Origin of the sequence: Achromobacter sp. 2789STDY5608621 (genome assembly GCF_001299375.1) — a bacterium.
Lineage (GTDB): Bacteria > Pseudomonadota > Gammaproteobacteria > Burkholderiales > Burkholderiaceae_B > Achromobacter > Achromobacter insuavis.
Genome location: NZ_CYTU01000011.1, coordinates 17,252 through 31,916, shown reverse-complemented (window position 1 = coordinate 31,916; position 14,665 = coordinate 17,252). Strand labels below are relative to the sequence as shown.

Below are 14,665 nucleotides of genomic sequence, written 5' to 3'. Positions count from 1 at the left end.
ATCGCTCTGTCGTCCTCTAGTTTTTGGTGGACACGGACGTGGGACGGCGCACGGCCGCAAGGCTGCGATCGCGCAACTGGCGCAGCAGCAACGAAAAACCGCGGACGCCGATGCTCGAGATCTGTCTCAACGCGACCCACGGCGAGTCGGGCGCGTTGTTGCCCCAGGTGCTGGCCCAGGTATCGGCGCGGCCAAAGGTCATCTGCGCCAGGTCGCGTTCCTGCTCCAGCGTCAGCGACTGGAAGCTGATCCCCAGGCGGTCGCCGCGGCTGAACGTGACCAGCGCCGGGAACATCGCTTCCTCGTCATTGCGGAACAGCGACACGCTCAGCGGCATGCCATTGGGCACCAGCACGCCGGGCGGCAGCACCAGGCCCAGGCCGCCCTGCGAGTAATCGCTGGTGCGGCAGGCGACGGTGCGGCCGTCCGGCAGCAGCAGCATGGCCGCCAGCGAAATCGCCACGCGCGGCGTGTTGCGCAGTTGCCGGACCTCGCCGGCCACGGCCACGCTGGCGCTGGTCATGACGATGTTGTAGACGGTCCAGATCAGGTTCAGCACGATGGTCAGGCGCGCATCCACGCCCCCGTACCCCGTGACCAGGCTGATCACGCCGACGATGAAGCCGGCCAGGTTCAGCCCCAGCAGCACCACGTAGGGCCGCGCCAGCGTCCAGTCGAAATACGATTCGCGGATGATGCCGCCCTTGGCCGTCACGTTGAACAGCGCGGTCTTGGGACTGATCAGCGTCACCAGCGCCGGGCGCATGATGTACCAGGCCAGCACCGATTCGTAGACCTCGTTCCAGAACGAGTGGCGGAACCGCCCCTGGATGCGCGAGCCGGTCAGGTTGGACAAGACGATGTGCGGCAGGGCATAGGCCGCCACCATGATGGCCGAGGCCTGGAACACGTTGGCATGGAAGAACAGGTAGGCCAGCGGCGCCGTCAGGAACACCACCCGCGGCAGGCCGAAGAAGAAGTGCAGCATCGCGCTCAGGTAGCACAGCCGCTGCCCGATCTTCAGGCCCTTGCCCAGCAGGGGATTGTTGGTGCGGATGATCTGCGCCATGCCACGCGCCCAGCGCGTGCGCTGGCCGATGTGGCGCGACAGGTTCTCGGTCGCCAGGCCCGCGGCCTGCGGCACCGCCAGATAGGCGGTGTTGAAGCCCAGCCGGTTCATCTTCAGGGCGGTCAGCGCGTCCTCGGTCACGCTCTCGACCGCCACGCCGCCGACGGCGTCCAGCGACGAGCGGCGCATCACGGCGCACGAACCGCAGAAGAACGTGGCGTTCCACAGATCGTTGCCGTCCTGGATCACGCCGTAGAACAGTTCGCCTTCATTGGGCACGTTGCGGAAGGTGCCCAGGTTGCGCTCGAAGGGATCGGGCGAGAAGAACACGTGCGGCGTCTGCAGCAGCGCCAGCCGCTTGTCCTTGAGGAACCAGCCCATGCAGATCTGCAGGAACGAGCGCACCGTGACGTGGTCGCAGTCGAACACCGCGATGAATTCGCCGTCGGTCTTGGTCAGCGCGGCGTTGATGTTGCCGGCCTTGGCGTGCTTGTTGTCCGGCCGCGTCAGGTAGCCCACGCCCGCCTGCTCGCTGAACTCGCGGAACTCCTGACGGCGGCCGTCATCGAGCACGTAGACGCGCAGCTTGTCCGCCGGCCAGTCCAGCGACTGCGCCGCCAGCACCGACTGACGCACCACGTCCAGCGGCTCGTTGTAGGTGGGAATGTAGACATCCACGGTCGGCCAGAGGGAGCGATCGACCGGCAACGGCGTGGGCTTGCGCCGCAGCGGCCAGGCCGTCTGGAAATAGCTCAGCAGCATGACCGTCAGGGCGTAGATTTCCGCCAGCAGCAGCCCGTAGCCGAAGAACGCGTCCACCACGTTGTGAAAGCCGATGGTGTCGGTGATACGCCAATACATGTAGCGCAACGACGTGATGACCGACAGCATCACCAGCGTCAGCGTCGCCAGCCGTCCGCCCACGCGGTGCAGCAGCAGCGCCACGATCACACAGAACGCCGCGAACATCATCTGTTGCAGCAGGCCCATCTCGACCGCCACCGCCAGCACCGACAGCACGCCGGCCAGCACCAGCGACAACACCCGGACCCAGCCTATCTTCCAGATGCGCCAGGACAACAGGCTGTTGCCCAGGCGCGAGAGACGCGGATTGTGCGCCGCGGTCTCGTTGGTCACCGACTTCATGGCTGGTCCTCCCGGGGCTCGCGCAGTTGCCGCAGCAGCCATTGCGCGCTGATGCCGATGTCATTGCTGGCCTGGCTGTGCGGCGCGTGGTCGATCACCGTCGTGCCGAAGGCCAGCGCCTCGCTGACCGTGGCGTCGCGGTGGATCACGCCGGCCAGGCGGTCGGCCAGGATGCCGCGCATCACCTGCAGGGTGTCCTTAGCCAGCGCGGCGGCGCTGTCGGCCTGGTTGACCACGAAGGCATGGCCCAGGAATTCCGGGCGCCCTTCGCAGTACTGCGCGATCAGGTTCTCGACCTGCGGCAGCGTGGCGTACGAGGCGGCGTCCGGCAGCGTCACCACCAGCACCAGGTCGGCGCAGCGCAACGCCTGGCTGAGATAGATCGACGGTCCCGGCGGCGTGTCCACCAGCACCACGGTATCGGGTTCGAGATCGAGCGCCCGCAGGTGGTTCGCCAACCAGGCGTCGTCCTGGCGCATCTGCTGCTCCAGCGCCAGGCGGTCCGCTTCATTGATCTGGCCGAACGGCAACAGATAGGGGCCGGCGTCGCCCCGCACCACCGTTTCGCGCCAGGGGATGTCCGCCAGGCTGGCGCGCGCCAGTCCAGCCTCGGCGGCCTGCGATTCGGCGCCCAGGTGAAAACGCAACGCGTTCTGCGGATCCAGGTCCACCAGCAGGGCGGGATGGCCGGCCCGGCTCAGGGCCAGGCCCAGCGTGGCGGCTATCGTGGTCTTTCCTACCCCGCCCTTGGCGGAAACAATCGCGATGGTTTTCATTTTTTCGCCGCTTTCGAAGATGGCGGATCCTGGGTCGCGTCCGCGCGGGCCGTCCGCGCCAGGCGCGCGAAGACGCCTTGCAACGGCGTCGCCGCGCTGGCGGGCGCGGGCTCGGGGGCAATCGCCGCCGGCCGCTCGGGCGCGAGGGTGGGTTCGATGAGGACTTTCGGCGCGGGACGCGCGGGCGGCTCGGCGGCGACCGGCGCGCGAGGCGCGGCAACGGGCGGCTCGGCGGCGACCGGCGCGCGAGGCGCGGCAACGGGCGGGGCCGGCGCGACAACCGGCGCGCTGATCCGCGGCTCGACGGCGGCGGCAGCGACAGGCGCGACGACAACCGGCTCGGCGGCAGGCGCCGGCGGGGTTTCCCGCAAGGGCGGCCGCGGAATCTCCAGCGCATCCAGCGGCGGACGCTGCACGCGCGCGCCACGGATCAACGCGGCCACCTTGGCCGCATCCACCGCTGCGCCACGACGCACGGGCGAGAATCGGGACAACGGCAGCGCCGACACGGCCGCGCCGGGCGCCAGCGGCCAGGCCACGGCCTGCGCGGGGCGGTCGGCGGGCGAATCGCCGGCGGCGGGCGGCACGCTGGCTTGCCCCGGCCGGATGCGGCTCAGCAACGGCCAGCGGCCGCGCGCGGCGTGGGCCCGGTCCTCGCGGCCGATCTCGCGATAGTTGCGGGGATCGCCCCCGAACTCGCGATACAGGCTGGTGATGTCGTTGTCGTCTCTCATCCGTGGTCCCGCGTCCTAGCGGCCGAACCGGTAGAGAATGACACCGTGTTCATCGGACGCGCGCTGCTGCGTCACCTTCAACTGCGCATCGGCGCCCAGCAGGCGCATCCACGATTCGTAGGCGCCTTCCAGGAACCCCGCGCTCCAGTCCAGGTGCGTGGCGCCGAACGCCGCGCGCAGCGGCGCGCAGTAGTGCGCCAGCGCCAGGTGATCCTCGGCTTCTTCGATTTCCACCCAGCCCCAGTCCAGCGGACGCCAGACCTGATTGATGGCGGACTGCATCTCGACGATCGACGCGGCGCTCGACAGCGCATGCTTGTCGGCGAATGTCTCGCCGGCGCGCCGCATCAGCGTGTGCAAGCGCTGCACGGTCAGATCCTGCGACAGCTCCTGGGCGAAGGCCGCCAGCACATCGCGCCACTGGCTGGCACAGAGTCGATCATCGAGGTGGGAGAGGATGGCGCTTTGCACGTTGTTCCTTCGTCATGGACAGGCGACAGGACTTGGCCCGCAAGCGTCAGCGCGACGCGCCGCGGGACCAGGGCAAGTGTTGAAAGGCAAGGCTAGCAGGCATGCGGCGGGCCGGGTAAAGGCCGCCATGCCGAGTTGTTTCATACAGGCGTCGACGCGAATCGAGGCCGCGCGCGGGAAACCGCGCGTCAAGGGAGGCGCGGACGACACGGGGGACATCCTGGCTTTCAGGCTTTGCATAGCCTGCATCCGCGAGTTGGCAAGGCGGAGCTGCGGTACTTTAGGCCGCATTCTTGGAGCATGACCTTGCGTCTTAGACGGCAGCGCGTGGTGTCATCGGTTTGAAGTCTTTTCACGGATGCTCGTAAACGTTTTGTTTCGGGCAGTATTAACGCGTGCTGACTTATATTGCCGACAATAGCAAAATGCATCGATATATATGCATCCAGCCTGCGCTGCGGCACAGTCTTTTAGTATAGTGAAGACAACAATCAATTTAAAGACATACACATCTTAAAGATCTTAAAGATTTGCAAACACTTTGCCACAGCCGATTGCGCAGCCTTTATAGTTGAGGCCGCTGGCAGGACGCAGACCGTGTGCCGCGACCGATGAGTATCCCGCCCCGCTGCGCCACGCGCCGCCGGCGACAAGATTGCAAGGGACTTCCGATGTCGAGTACCACGCCGCAACTGCGTTCCGTACTGCTGGTAGGCGGCACCGGCAGCCGTCTATGGCCGCTGTCCCGCGGCAGCTACCCCAAACAATTCCTCCCCCTGCTCGGCGACCTCTCCCCGCTGCAGGCCACCTGTGAACGCGTGGCCGGCCTGGGCGGCCTGGCGCCGATCTTCGTGGCCAACGAGGAACACCGCTTCATCGTCGCCGAACAACTGCGCCAGATCGGCCAGCAGCAACCCACCGTCCTGCTCGAACCCGTCGGCCGCAACACGGCGCCGGCCATCGCCCTGGCCGCCCTGCTGGCGCAGGCCGAGGGCGCCGACCCCGTGCTGCTGGTGCTGCCTTCCGACCACGCGGTGCCCGACGTCGAGCGCTTCCACGACGCCGTGCGCCAGGCGCTGCCGGCCGCCGAGGCCGGCCGCCTGGTCACCTTCGGCATCCAGCCCACCTACGCCGAGACTGGCTACGGCTACATCCGCGCCGGCGCCACCCACGACGGCGTGGCCGACGTCGAGGCCTTCGTCGAGAAACCCGACGCGGCCACCGCGGCGCAATACCTGGCGAGCGGCCAGTACTTCTGGAACAGCGGCATGTTCCTGTTCCGCGCCTCGCGCTACCTGCAGGCCCTGCAGGCGCACCGCCCGGACATCCTGGCGGCCTGCCGCCTGGCCATGACCGCGCCGCGCCACGACGGCGACTTCCTGCGCATCGACGAGGCCGCCTTTGCCGCCTGCCCGTCCGACTCCATCGACTACGCCGTCATGGAACGCGATGCGGGCGTGGCCATGGTGCCGCTGGACGCCGGCTGGAGCGACATCGGCTCGTTCGCCTCGTTGTGGCAGCTGGCGCCGCAGGACGCCGACGGCAACGCCTTGCGTGGCGACGTGGTGGCCGAGGATTGCCATGGCGTCTACGCCTATTCCAGCCACCGCCTGGTCACGCTGCTGGGGCTGGAGGACACCGTGGTGGTCGAGACCGCCGACGCCCTGCTGGTCGCCGCGCGCGACAAGGTGCAGGACGTGCGCCGCATCGTCGCCCGCCTGAACCAGGCCAGGCGTCCGCAGGCCACGGCCCACCGCCTGACCTACCGGCCGTGGGGCAGCTACGACGCCATCGACAACGGCGACCGCTTCCAGGTCAAGCGCATCCGCGTGGCGCCCGGCGGCCGGCTGTCGCTGCAGATGCACCACCACCGGGCCGAACACTGGATCGTCGTCACCGGCACGGCGCGCGTCACGCGCGGCGACGAGGTCTTCCTGCTGACGGAAAACCAGTCCACGTATATTCCTCTGGGTGTAAAACACCGCCTGGAGAATCCGGGTTCCATCGACCTGGAGCTGATAGAAGTGCAGTCCGGCCCGTATCTGGGCGAGGACGATATTGTGCGGTTTGATGATGTCTACGGTCGCTGATCCCCCCACCACCTTTTCCATGCTCACCTACGCGACGCCCAGCCACCCTCAGCGCTCCTTCATGGCCCTCACGGGCCTGATCTGCGCGCTGATCAACGCCGGCACCTTTCTCGGCCTGACACTGGCCGAGGACATGGCGTCGCCCATCTTCCGCGGCTGGATTCCGGTCATCCTCGCCGCGGGCGCCTCCATCGCCTTCGCCCGCTTCACCCTGCTGATCAGCGCCCGCAGCGTGTGGTGGATGCTGAGCCGCGGCGTGATGCGCTGGTTCAGCGTGCTGTTCCTGGCGCTGGTCGCGCTGTTCTTCCTGCCCGGCAGCGCCACCGACACCGAGTCGCTGCGCGTGCTGCTGCTGAAGTGGGCGGCCATCACCCTGCCGCTGCAGGTCCTTGCCCTCTACGGCCTGCGCCGCACCGCCTATCGCCTGAACAACGCGTCCGCCAGCCGCCGCTCGGCCGTGTTCTTCGGCATGGGCCCCGAAGCGCGCAAGCTCGCCATGCGTCTGCAGCGCTCGCCCATCCTGGGCATCCACACGGCGGGCTATTACGCCGAGGAGCAAGTGCGCACGCGCAAGGGCGAGCCGACGCCGCCGCCCTATCTGGGCCGTTATCCGGACGCGCTGACCCGCATCGAGGCGGGCGAATACGGCATGGCCTTCGTCACGCTGGACGACACCAAGGACAACCCGGTCGTACTCAACCTCATGAACCGGCTGTATGACTCGACCGCCGCCATCTACCTGATGCCCGAGTCGCCGTTCCTGGGCGAACTGACCGCCAGCAGCGCCGAAATCGCCGGCGTGCCGCTGCTGGCGCTGCACGAAACGCACATGCAGGGTCTGTCGCGCAGCCTCAAGCGCGCCATGGACCTGACGCTGGGCGGCCTGATGCTGCTGCTGGCGTCGCCGGTGATGCTGGTGATCGCGCTGGCCATCAAGCTCGACTCGCCCGGGCCGGTCATCTTCCGCCAGATGCGCTATGGCGAACGCGGGCTGCCGATCACGGTGTTCAAGTTCCGTTCCATGCGCGCCAACGCCGGCGCCGAGGCCGATGGCACGCTGCGCCAGGCGCAACAGGGCGATTCGCGCGTGACGCGCATCGGCCGCTTCCTGCGCAAGAGTTCGCTGGACGAGCTGCCGCAGCTGTTCAACGTGATGGCCGGCACCATGAGCCTGGTCGGCCCGCGCCCGCACGCGGCCGAGCACAACGAGATCTACCGACGCATGATCCAGGGCTACATGCTGCGCCACAGCGTCAAGCCCGGCATCACCGGCTGGGCCCAGATCCACGGCCTGCGCGGCGAGACCGACACCACCGACAAGATGCTGCAGCGCGTGCGCTACGACCGCTACTACATCGCCAACTGGTCGCTGATGCTGGACCTGAAGATCCTGTTCCGCACCGTGCTCGTGATCTTCTGGGACCGCAACGCCTACTGAGCGTTCAGGGTTCCTCGCCCATCGGATCGCACATCGCCAGTTCCGGTCGCCGCCATTGGCAGTCGGTCGGCTGCATCATCAGCCGCAGATTTTCCTTGCCGCGGCTGCCGAAGGTGTATTCCAGCCCGACGCGCACGAAGTTCTGGTTGTAGCTGTCGCCAGCGGATTCGCCCATCTGCCGATCGCGGTAGACATCGACGGTCCAGCGCAGGTTGTCTTCCTGCTGCCATTGCACGCGCGCGCCGAAGCGGCGGATCTGCAGGGTCTGGTCATTGCCGCCGGTGAAGGCGGTGTTGCGCTGGCGGGTCAGCTCGGCGCCCAGCTGGAACGCGGTCTTGACCGTGGGCCGCCACGTCACCGAGGCCAGGCCGCCGGTCTGGATCGAATACAGCACGGTGGGATCGTCGTCATAGGCGTAGGGCCGGCGCCACAGCTGCAGGTCCAGGCGCGTCTTGGGCGAATAGTCCCAGGTGGCGCGGCCGGCGAAGGTGAACAGATTGGTGTCGCGGTCGCCCAGGTGTTCGTAGCTGCGCTTGAGCAGGCCGACGCGCGCCTGCAGCAGGGTCTTGGGGCTGTACTCCCAGCGCGCCGCGGCGAAAGCCTCGTTATCGGTGTAGCGGTCATCGATGGTCGCGACCAGTTCCGGCGTGCGGCCGTAGTAATCGACCTCGGTATGGCGCAAGCCCGTCTGCGCGAAGGAGCGGCCGAATCCGGCATAGCGCGCCGACAGCTGCCAGCCCTGGTCCTTGCGGTCGTAGAGCGTGCGGTTGACGTCCTGGTCGTAGCGCGTGCCGTTGCTGAAGACGCCGAACACGGGCAGCGTCAGCCGCTCCGAGACGCGCAAGCCCAGTTCGGCGGACTTGTTGTCGCGGGTCTGCTGGTCGCGATCGGGCCAGGTGTTCGCCATGTTCGGATTGAGCTGGCGCTGGTAGCCGTAGTCGAAGCGCCCGGCGAACAGGCGGCCGGCGCGCCAGTGCAGCGTCGACAGCATGTTGCTCGGCTGGTGATCGAGCTGCCGGTTGTTGCTGTAGCGGGCGTCGGACAGCGTGCCGCCCATGTCCAGCCGGGTGTCGTCGGACAGCAGCGGCATGCGCAGCCCCAGGCCCATCGACTTGACCCACACGCCCGCGCCGCGGATGTCGGAAGACGACTGCGGCAAGCGCGCGGGATTGCTCTGGTATTGGTAGGAACTGCCCAGCTGCACCGCGTAATCGGCCGGCCCCGGCGCGCCGACCGCCTGGGCGCCGCACAGCATCAGGCTGGCCGCGGCCAGCTTGCGTCCGATCGTGAACGTGCCTCGCGTGGCCCCGCCATCCACGGCAAGGCTGGCGCTGGGGCGCAAGATCACGGCGCCGAGCCGCGCCGCTTGCGCCACTGCCGCCAGCAAAGCCCCAGGAAGCGTGGATCGTCGACCAGGTAACGGCGCCACAGGCGGCGCGGATTGCTGGCCAGGCGCCACAGCCATTCCAGGCCGACGCGCTGCATCCACATGGGCGCCCGGCGCTGCAGGCCGATGGCGAATTCCATCGCGGCGCCCACGCACAGCAGGATGCCGCCGGGCAATTCGCCGGCGTGATGCAGCACCCAGTGTTCCTGCTTGGGCATGCCCACGCACAGGAAAACGACATCGGGCTGGCGCTCGCGCACCCGGTCGGCATAGGCCTGCCCTTCGGGTCCGAGCGGATCGAAGCGCATCGAGGGGCTGACGATATCGATGTTCAAGCCCGGGTAATACTGCGCGAAACGCGCGAGCAGGTCGGGCTCGGAGCCGGGCATGCCGCCCAGCAGCATCACTTGCCAGCCCTCGCGCTGGGCGCGCTGGCACAGCGCGACGAACAGGTCGGAACCGGTGATGCGCTCGGGCAGCGGCTGGCCCAGGAAACGGCTGGCCCACACCACCGGCATGCCGTCGGCGAAGATGAAATCGGCCTTGGCGTAGCGCTCGCGGAATTCCGGCGAGGCATCCAGGCGCACCACATGATCGACGTTGGGCGTAACCACGATGCGGGCGCGGCCGTCGCGGCGCACGGCCGCCTGCGCCAGGCCTTCGACGGCCTCATCGAAGGAAACTGCCGCGATATCGAGGTCGAACAGCCGCACGACGGGCATGACGGGGATATCGTCGTTCGCAGTTCCGCGGGGGTCGGATACGTGCTCTGAACTGTGCAAGGAGAATCTCGCTACGAAGGGCGGTAAGCTCGGGAACAATGGTCTCACGTTTGCGTTTGAGAAAACCACATTCATCGAGCCGGCACGCGCGTATTGTATTTAAAATACCCGTAGTGTGGCGTTTTGCTTCGGCTACTATTGGACGCGCGCAACCTTTAACCAAAGGATCGGAGAATAACGTGGCGTGTCTGACGACGATGTGGCGAAGAGCGATGTTGGCGGCGCTGCTGGCCTGTGCCCAACCGGCAGGCGCGCAGGACCTGCCGATTCCAGACCCCGTGTCTCCGTCCCGTCCGGCCGCCACCTCGCCCGACAACGACTTCAAGCGCTACAACGCGCCCTACGAGTCCCCCGCCTACACCCCGCCCGCCCCCGTTGGCGCACCCGTGCGCCCGCAACCGACCACGCCGGTCGCCGCCCCGCCCCCGCCGCCCGCCGCCTATACGCCGCCGGCCGTGCCGCCCGCGGTCAAGAGCGGCAGCGGCGACCGCGGCACCGACCGCAACATGGCCGGTAACCGGCTGCCGGAGAACGGCGTCGTGCAGCCGCCGCGCCAGGCCGCCGCGGCGCCGGTCGACCCGGCCCTGGAGCAGGCCATCGGCAGCGCCATCGGCGCGGTCGGGCCGGGCGACACGCTCAACATCAACATCCTCGGCACCGGCGGCACCCAGGCCCGCGCCACCGTCGACGCCGACGGCCAGATCGTGGTGCCCATGCTGGGCAACATCCGCGCCTCGGGCCTCACGCCCGCCGCCATCGGCAAACGCATCGAGCAGGACCTGCGCAGCAAGGGCTTCATGACCGATCCGCAGGTGGCCGTCGAGGTCGTCACGCTGCGCAGCCGCATCGTGTCGGTGCTGGGCCAGGTCGCGCGGCCGGGCCGCTACCCGATCGAAGGCAAGCTGTCGGTGCTGGAACTGCTGGCCATGGCCGGCGGCGCCACCGGCGGCGCCGGCGATGTCGCCACCCTGGTGCGCCGCGCCGGCGGCGGCAACGACCGCATCAATCTGTACGTCGGCAATCGCCAGTCGCCCTCGCAGAGCCTGCAGGACACCGAACTGCAGCCGGGCGACGTGGTGTTCGTGCCGGAAGCGCCGCGCTTCTACGTCTACGGCGAAGTCGGCAAGCCCGGCGCCTATCCGCTGGAACAGGGCCTGAACGTCATGCGCGCCCTGGCGGTCGCCGGCGGCCTGACGCCGCGCGCCTCCGACAGCCGCATCGACCTGAACCGCACCGACGCGCTGACCGGCGAGATCACCGACCGGCGCGCCAAGCTGACCGACGCGGTCCAGCCAGGCGACGTCATCCACGTCAACGAGCGCTTCTTCTGATGAACCGCCGCACCCTGCTCTCGGCCCTGCTGCTGGCCCCGGGATGCGCCGCGCTGCCCGCCTGGGCGCGCAACGAGCGCATCTACGCCGTGGTGGTCGGCGACTCCATCGCCGAAGGCGAGATCCAGCGCAAGGGCCGCCTGAACGTGCAGGGCCAGTTCGTGCCGGACTATCCGTCCAACCCGGGCCAGCTCTCCTACGAACTGGCGCGCTATTCCGGCGTGTTCCATTTCAACCATGGCATCGGCGGCCAGATGTCGGCGCAGGTCCGCGCGCGCTGGCGCCGCGACGTGCTGGCCGAGGAATACGATCCCGGCGATGGCCGCGGCGCGCGCACCCTGCCGGCCGGCACACGGCCGAGCCTGGCGTATCTGCACGTCGGCATCAACGATGTCGCCGTCGGCATGGTGCCGCTGCAGACCCTGCAGGACAACTTCACCTACTTCGCGCAGACCACGGCGAAGCTGGGCATCCCGCTGGTCGTGGACAACGTCGGCGCCTATCTCGGCATGACGCCGCCCATGATCGAACTGACCCGCGCCTTCAACGACTGGCTGCTGCGGGAACTGCCGCGCCAGTACCCGCACGTGCGGGTCGTCGACTACCTGTACTGGTCCAGCGGCGGCACCAACGATTTCCTCAAGCTGGCGCCGGGCATGTTCGCCGACGGCGTGCATCCGAACATCGCCGGCTATACCGCCTTCGCGGGCTACATCCACGAAACGCTGAAGCTGCCGGCGGGCGCCGCCGTGCGATACTGATGCCCCTGGTCCGCGCACGCGCGGCGCCAGGCTTGCGGCGCCTGCCCGGAGCGACACGATGATCCTGGACGCCAACACCGTTCCGAACGGCTCGATCCTCACCGCCGACCTGTGCATCGTCGGCGGTGGCGCCGCCGGCATCACGCTGGCCCTGGCCTTGCTGGACAGCGGCCTGGACGTCGTGCTGCTCGAAAGCGGCGGCCCGGCCGAGGACAAGGCCACCCAGGCGCTCTACGCCGGCAGCGTCGCCGACGCGCGCATGCACCCCGAGCCCGAGCGCTACCGCCAGCGCCGCATGGGCGGCTCCACCACCATCTGGGGTGGCCGCTGCATGCCGTTCGATCCCATCGACTTCGAGCCGCGCGACTACATCGCGCACAGCGGCTGGCCCATCGGCCTGGACGACCTGCGGCCCTACTACCCGCGCGCCAACCAGCTGTGCGAAGCGGGCGATTTCGCCTACACCGTCGAGACCGCCTTCCATCGCCCCGTGCGGCCGATGATCGAAGGCTTCGACAGCCCCGAGTTCTCCACCGACACGCTGGAACGCTTCAGCGTGCCCACCGATTTCGGCTGGCGCTACGCCGAGCGGCTGCGCCAGGGCCCCGTGCGCGTGCTGCAGAACGCCAACCTGTGCCAGCTCGACAGCGGCGCGGCCGGCGCCCCCGTCGGCCCGGCCCGGGTCCGCACGCTGGCCGGCAACAATGTCTTCACGGTCCGGGCGCGCGCCTACGTGCTCGCCACCGGCGGCCTGGAAACCGCGCGGCTGCTGCTCGCCAACCCCGGCGCCAGCGGCCGCGGACTGGGCAACGCCCACGACGTGGTGGGCCGCTACTACATGTGCCACATCGCCGGCACCATCGGCAACGTGGACCTGGCCGGCGCCCGTTCCGTCTGGCATGGCTACGAGGTCTCCGACGAAGGCATCTATTGCCGCCGGCGCCTGGCCCTGCAACCCGAGGCGCAGCGCCGCCTGCACGCCGGCAACTTCATCGCGCGCCTGCACCATCCGCGCATTCCGGATCCCGGGCACGGCAGCGGCGTCCTGTCGGCGCTGTACCTGGCCCGTCCCGTCGTGCCCTACGAATACGCCAAGCGGCTGTATGGCGACACGCCGGGTTCGCTCGGCCTGTGGCTCAGCCACCTGCGCAACGTGCTGCTGGGCGCGCCGGCCACCGCGCGCTTCATGTGGCACATGCTGACCGAACGCAAGCTGGCCGCGCGCAAGTTTCCGTCCATCATCGTCCACCCGCGCAACCGCCGCTACAGCCTCGACTTCCACGCGGAGCAGGAGCCCAACCCCGACAGCCGCGTCACGCTGGGCAACGACGTCGACGCGCTCGGCATGCGCCGCCTGCACATCGACTGGCGCTACACGCCGCGCGACGTGGCCACCGTGCAGACCGCGCTGGCGGCGCTGGCCGAGGCGCTGGCGGCCAGCGGCGTGGGCCGCTTCGACTACGACCCGGCCCAGGTCGAGGCCGAGATGACGCGCTACGGCGCCTACGGCGGCCACCATATCGGCACGACGCGCATGGGGCACGATCCGCGCGACAGCGTGGTCGATGCCGACTGCCGCGTGCACGAAACCCCCAATCTCTACATTGCCGGCTCGGCGGTCTTCCCGACCTCCGGCCAGGCCAACCCGACCCTGACCATCGTCGCGCTGGCCCTGCGCCTGGCCGATCACCTGCGCCGCGTCCATGCGCCCAGCGACGTAGCCACGGAGACCCGCACATGAAACAACGCATCCTGGTCCTGGGCGCCAACGGCTATGTCGGCCGGCGCGTGGTGGCGGCGCTGGCCGCCAGCGACTGGGCCGAACCCGTGGCCGGCGTGCGCCGCGCGCGCCAGCAAGGCCGCGAGATCGTGCTCGACGCCGCCGATCCGGCCGCGGTGACGCGCGCCCTCGGCGACGTCGACGCCGCGGTCAATTGCGTCGCCGGCTCCCCCGACACCATGACGGCCGGCGCCCGCGCGCTGGCGGCCGCGCTCGACGCGCGCGCCACGCGCCTGGTGCATTTCAGCTCCATGGCGGTCTATGGCGCGGCGCGCGGCGACATAAGCGAAGACCACCCCATGGCCGCGAACCTTCAAGGCTATGGCGGCGCCAAGGTCGAAACCGAACGGCTGCTGGCCGCGCGCGACACCGTCGTCACCTTGCGGCCAGGCTGCATCTACGGCCCCGACAGTCCGCAGTGGAGCCTGCGCATCGCCGACCTGCTGCGCGCGCACCGCATCGGCGACCTGGGCGCGGCCGGCGACGGCTGCAGCAACCTCGTCTACATCGACGACGTCGTGGCGGCCGTGCTGGCCGGGTTGCGCGCGCCGGCCGGAGCCGCGGCCTACAACCTCGCCATGGCCGATGCGCCCGACTGGAACGGCTACTTCCTGGCCTACGCCCGCGCGCTCGGCGCCGTGCCGCTCAAGCGCATCGGCGCGCGCCGCCTGAAGATCGAAACGCACCTGCTGGCGCCGGCATTGAAAATCGCCGAGATCGGCCTGCGGCGCGTGGGCCTGCGCCTGCCGCCGCCGATTCCGCCGTCGCTGGCGCGCCTCTGGCGCCAGCCCATCCGGCTGGTCTCGACCCGCGCCGAGCAGCAGCTCGGCCTGCGCTGGACCTCCCTGCAACAGGGTCTCGCGGCCACCGTCGCCGCGCCCCGGACATGATGCCGCCGCA

12 protein-coding genes are annotated in these 14,665 nt (G+C 69.0%); 6 read left to right on the top strand and 6 right to left on the bottom strand.

Annotated features, from left to right (window positions below; all coding sequences use genetic code 11):
- Window positions 1-16 precede the first annotated feature (16 nt).
- The 4 genes from bcsA to AOZ53_RS13195 are packed head-to-tail and all read right to left on the bottom strand — an operon-like array spanning window position 17 to window position 4,196.
- On the bottom strand, window positions 17-2,215 hold the full coding sequence (bcsA, locus tag AOZ53_RS13210) for a UDP-forming cellulose synthase catalytic subunit (protein ID WP_054488156.1): 2,199 nt from the start codon (window positions 2,213-2,215) through the stop codon (window positions 17-19).
- Window positions 2,212-2,991, bottom strand: coding sequence for a cellulose biosynthesis protein BcsQ (bcsQ, locus tag AOZ53_RS13205; RefSeq protein ID WP_054488154.1), 780 nt, complete (start codon window positions 2,989-2,991; stop codon window positions 2,212-2,214). Before bcsQ ends, bcsA begins: the two co-directional genes overlap by 4 nt.
- Window positions 2,988-3,725: a cellulose biosynthesis protein BcsP gene (gene bcsP / locus AOZ53_RS13200; protein WP_054488151.1), complete on the bottom strand. Its 738-nt coding sequence runs from the start codon at window positions 3,723-3,725 to the stop codon at window positions 2,988-2,990. The genes bcsQ and bcsP overlap by 4 nt, the downstream gene beginning before the upstream one ends.
- A gap of 15 nt (window positions 3,726-3,740) precedes the next feature.
- Window positions 3,741-4,196, bottom strand: coding sequence for a cellulose biosynthesis protein BcsD (locus AOZ53_RS13195; protein WP_231690251.1), 456 nt, complete (start codon window positions 4,194-4,196; stop codon window positions 3,741-3,743).
- A gap of 671 nt (window positions 4,197-4,867) precedes the next feature.
- On the opposite strand from AOZ53_RS13195, the gene AOZ53_RS13190 reads away from it, so the two are divergent.
- Complete coding sequence (locus tag AOZ53_RS13190; protein ID WP_054488149.1) at window positions 4,868-6,286, top strand: mannose-1-phosphate guanylyltransferase/mannose-6-phosphate isomerase; 1,419 nt, start codon at window positions 4,868-4,870, stop codon at window positions 6,284-6,286.
- Entirely contained in the window at window positions 6,270-7,724 is a 1,455-nt protein-coding gene (locus AOZ53_RS13185; RefSeq protein WP_306670215.1) for an undecaprenyl-phosphate glucose phosphotransferase, read from the top strand. The genes AOZ53_RS13190 and AOZ53_RS13185 overlap by 17 nt, the downstream gene beginning before the upstream one ends.
- A 4-nt stretch (window positions 7,725-7,728) precedes the next feature.
- On the opposite strand, the gene AOZ53_RS13180 is transcribed toward AOZ53_RS13185, so the two are convergent.
- Together AOZ53_RS13180 and AOZ53_RS13175 are read right to left on the bottom strand one after the other, a co-directional pair.
- Window positions 7,729-9,072: a hypothetical protein gene (locus AOZ53_RS13180; RefSeq protein WP_156333385.1), complete on the bottom strand. Its 1,344-nt coding sequence runs from the start codon at window positions 9,070-9,072 to the stop codon at window positions 7,729-7,731.
- A complete protein-coding gene (locus tag AOZ53_RS13175; protein WP_054488147.1) occupies window positions 9,069-9,833 on the bottom strand; it encodes a WecB/TagA/CpsF family glycosyltransferase in 765 nt (254 codons plus the stop codon). Before AOZ53_RS13175 ends, AOZ53_RS13180 begins: the two co-directional genes overlap by 4 nt.
- A gap of 338 nt (window positions 9,834-10,171) precedes the next feature.
- Between AOZ53_RS13175 and AOZ53_RS13170 the strand changes: the two genes are divergently transcribed.
- Genes AOZ53_RS13170 through AOZ53_RS13155 form a run of 4 tightly spaced genes read left to right on the top strand, consistent with a single transcriptional unit; the run spans window position 10,172 to window position 14,655 of the window.
- Complete coding sequence (locus AOZ53_RS13170) at window positions 10,172-11,224, top strand: SLBB domain-containing protein (protein WP_156333384.1); 1,053 nt, start codon at window positions 10,172-10,174, stop codon at window positions 11,222-11,224.
- Window positions 11,224-11,985 carry an SGNH/GDSL hydrolase family protein gene (locus AOZ53_RS13165; protein WP_054488144.1) on the top strand — a complete coding sequence of 254 codons (762 nt, stop codon included), beginning with the start codon at window positions 11,224-11,226 and terminating at the stop codon, window positions 11,983-11,985. Before AOZ53_RS13170 ends, AOZ53_RS13165 begins: the two co-directional genes overlap by 1 nt.
- A 58-nt stretch (window positions 11,986-12,043) precedes the next feature.
- On the top strand, window positions 12,044-13,726 hold the full coding sequence (locus AOZ53_RS13160) for an FAD-dependent oxidoreductase (protein WP_054488140.1): 1,683 nt from the start codon (window positions 12,044-12,046) through the stop codon (window positions 13,724-13,726).
- Entirely contained in the window at window positions 13,723-14,655 is a 933-nt protein-coding gene (locus AOZ53_RS13155) for an NAD-dependent epimerase/dehydratase family protein (RefSeq protein ID WP_054488135.1), read from the top strand. The genes AOZ53_RS13160 and AOZ53_RS13155 overlap by 4 nt, the downstream gene beginning before the upstream one ends.
- The last annotated feature ends 10 nt before the right edge of the window (window positions 14,656-14,665 follow it).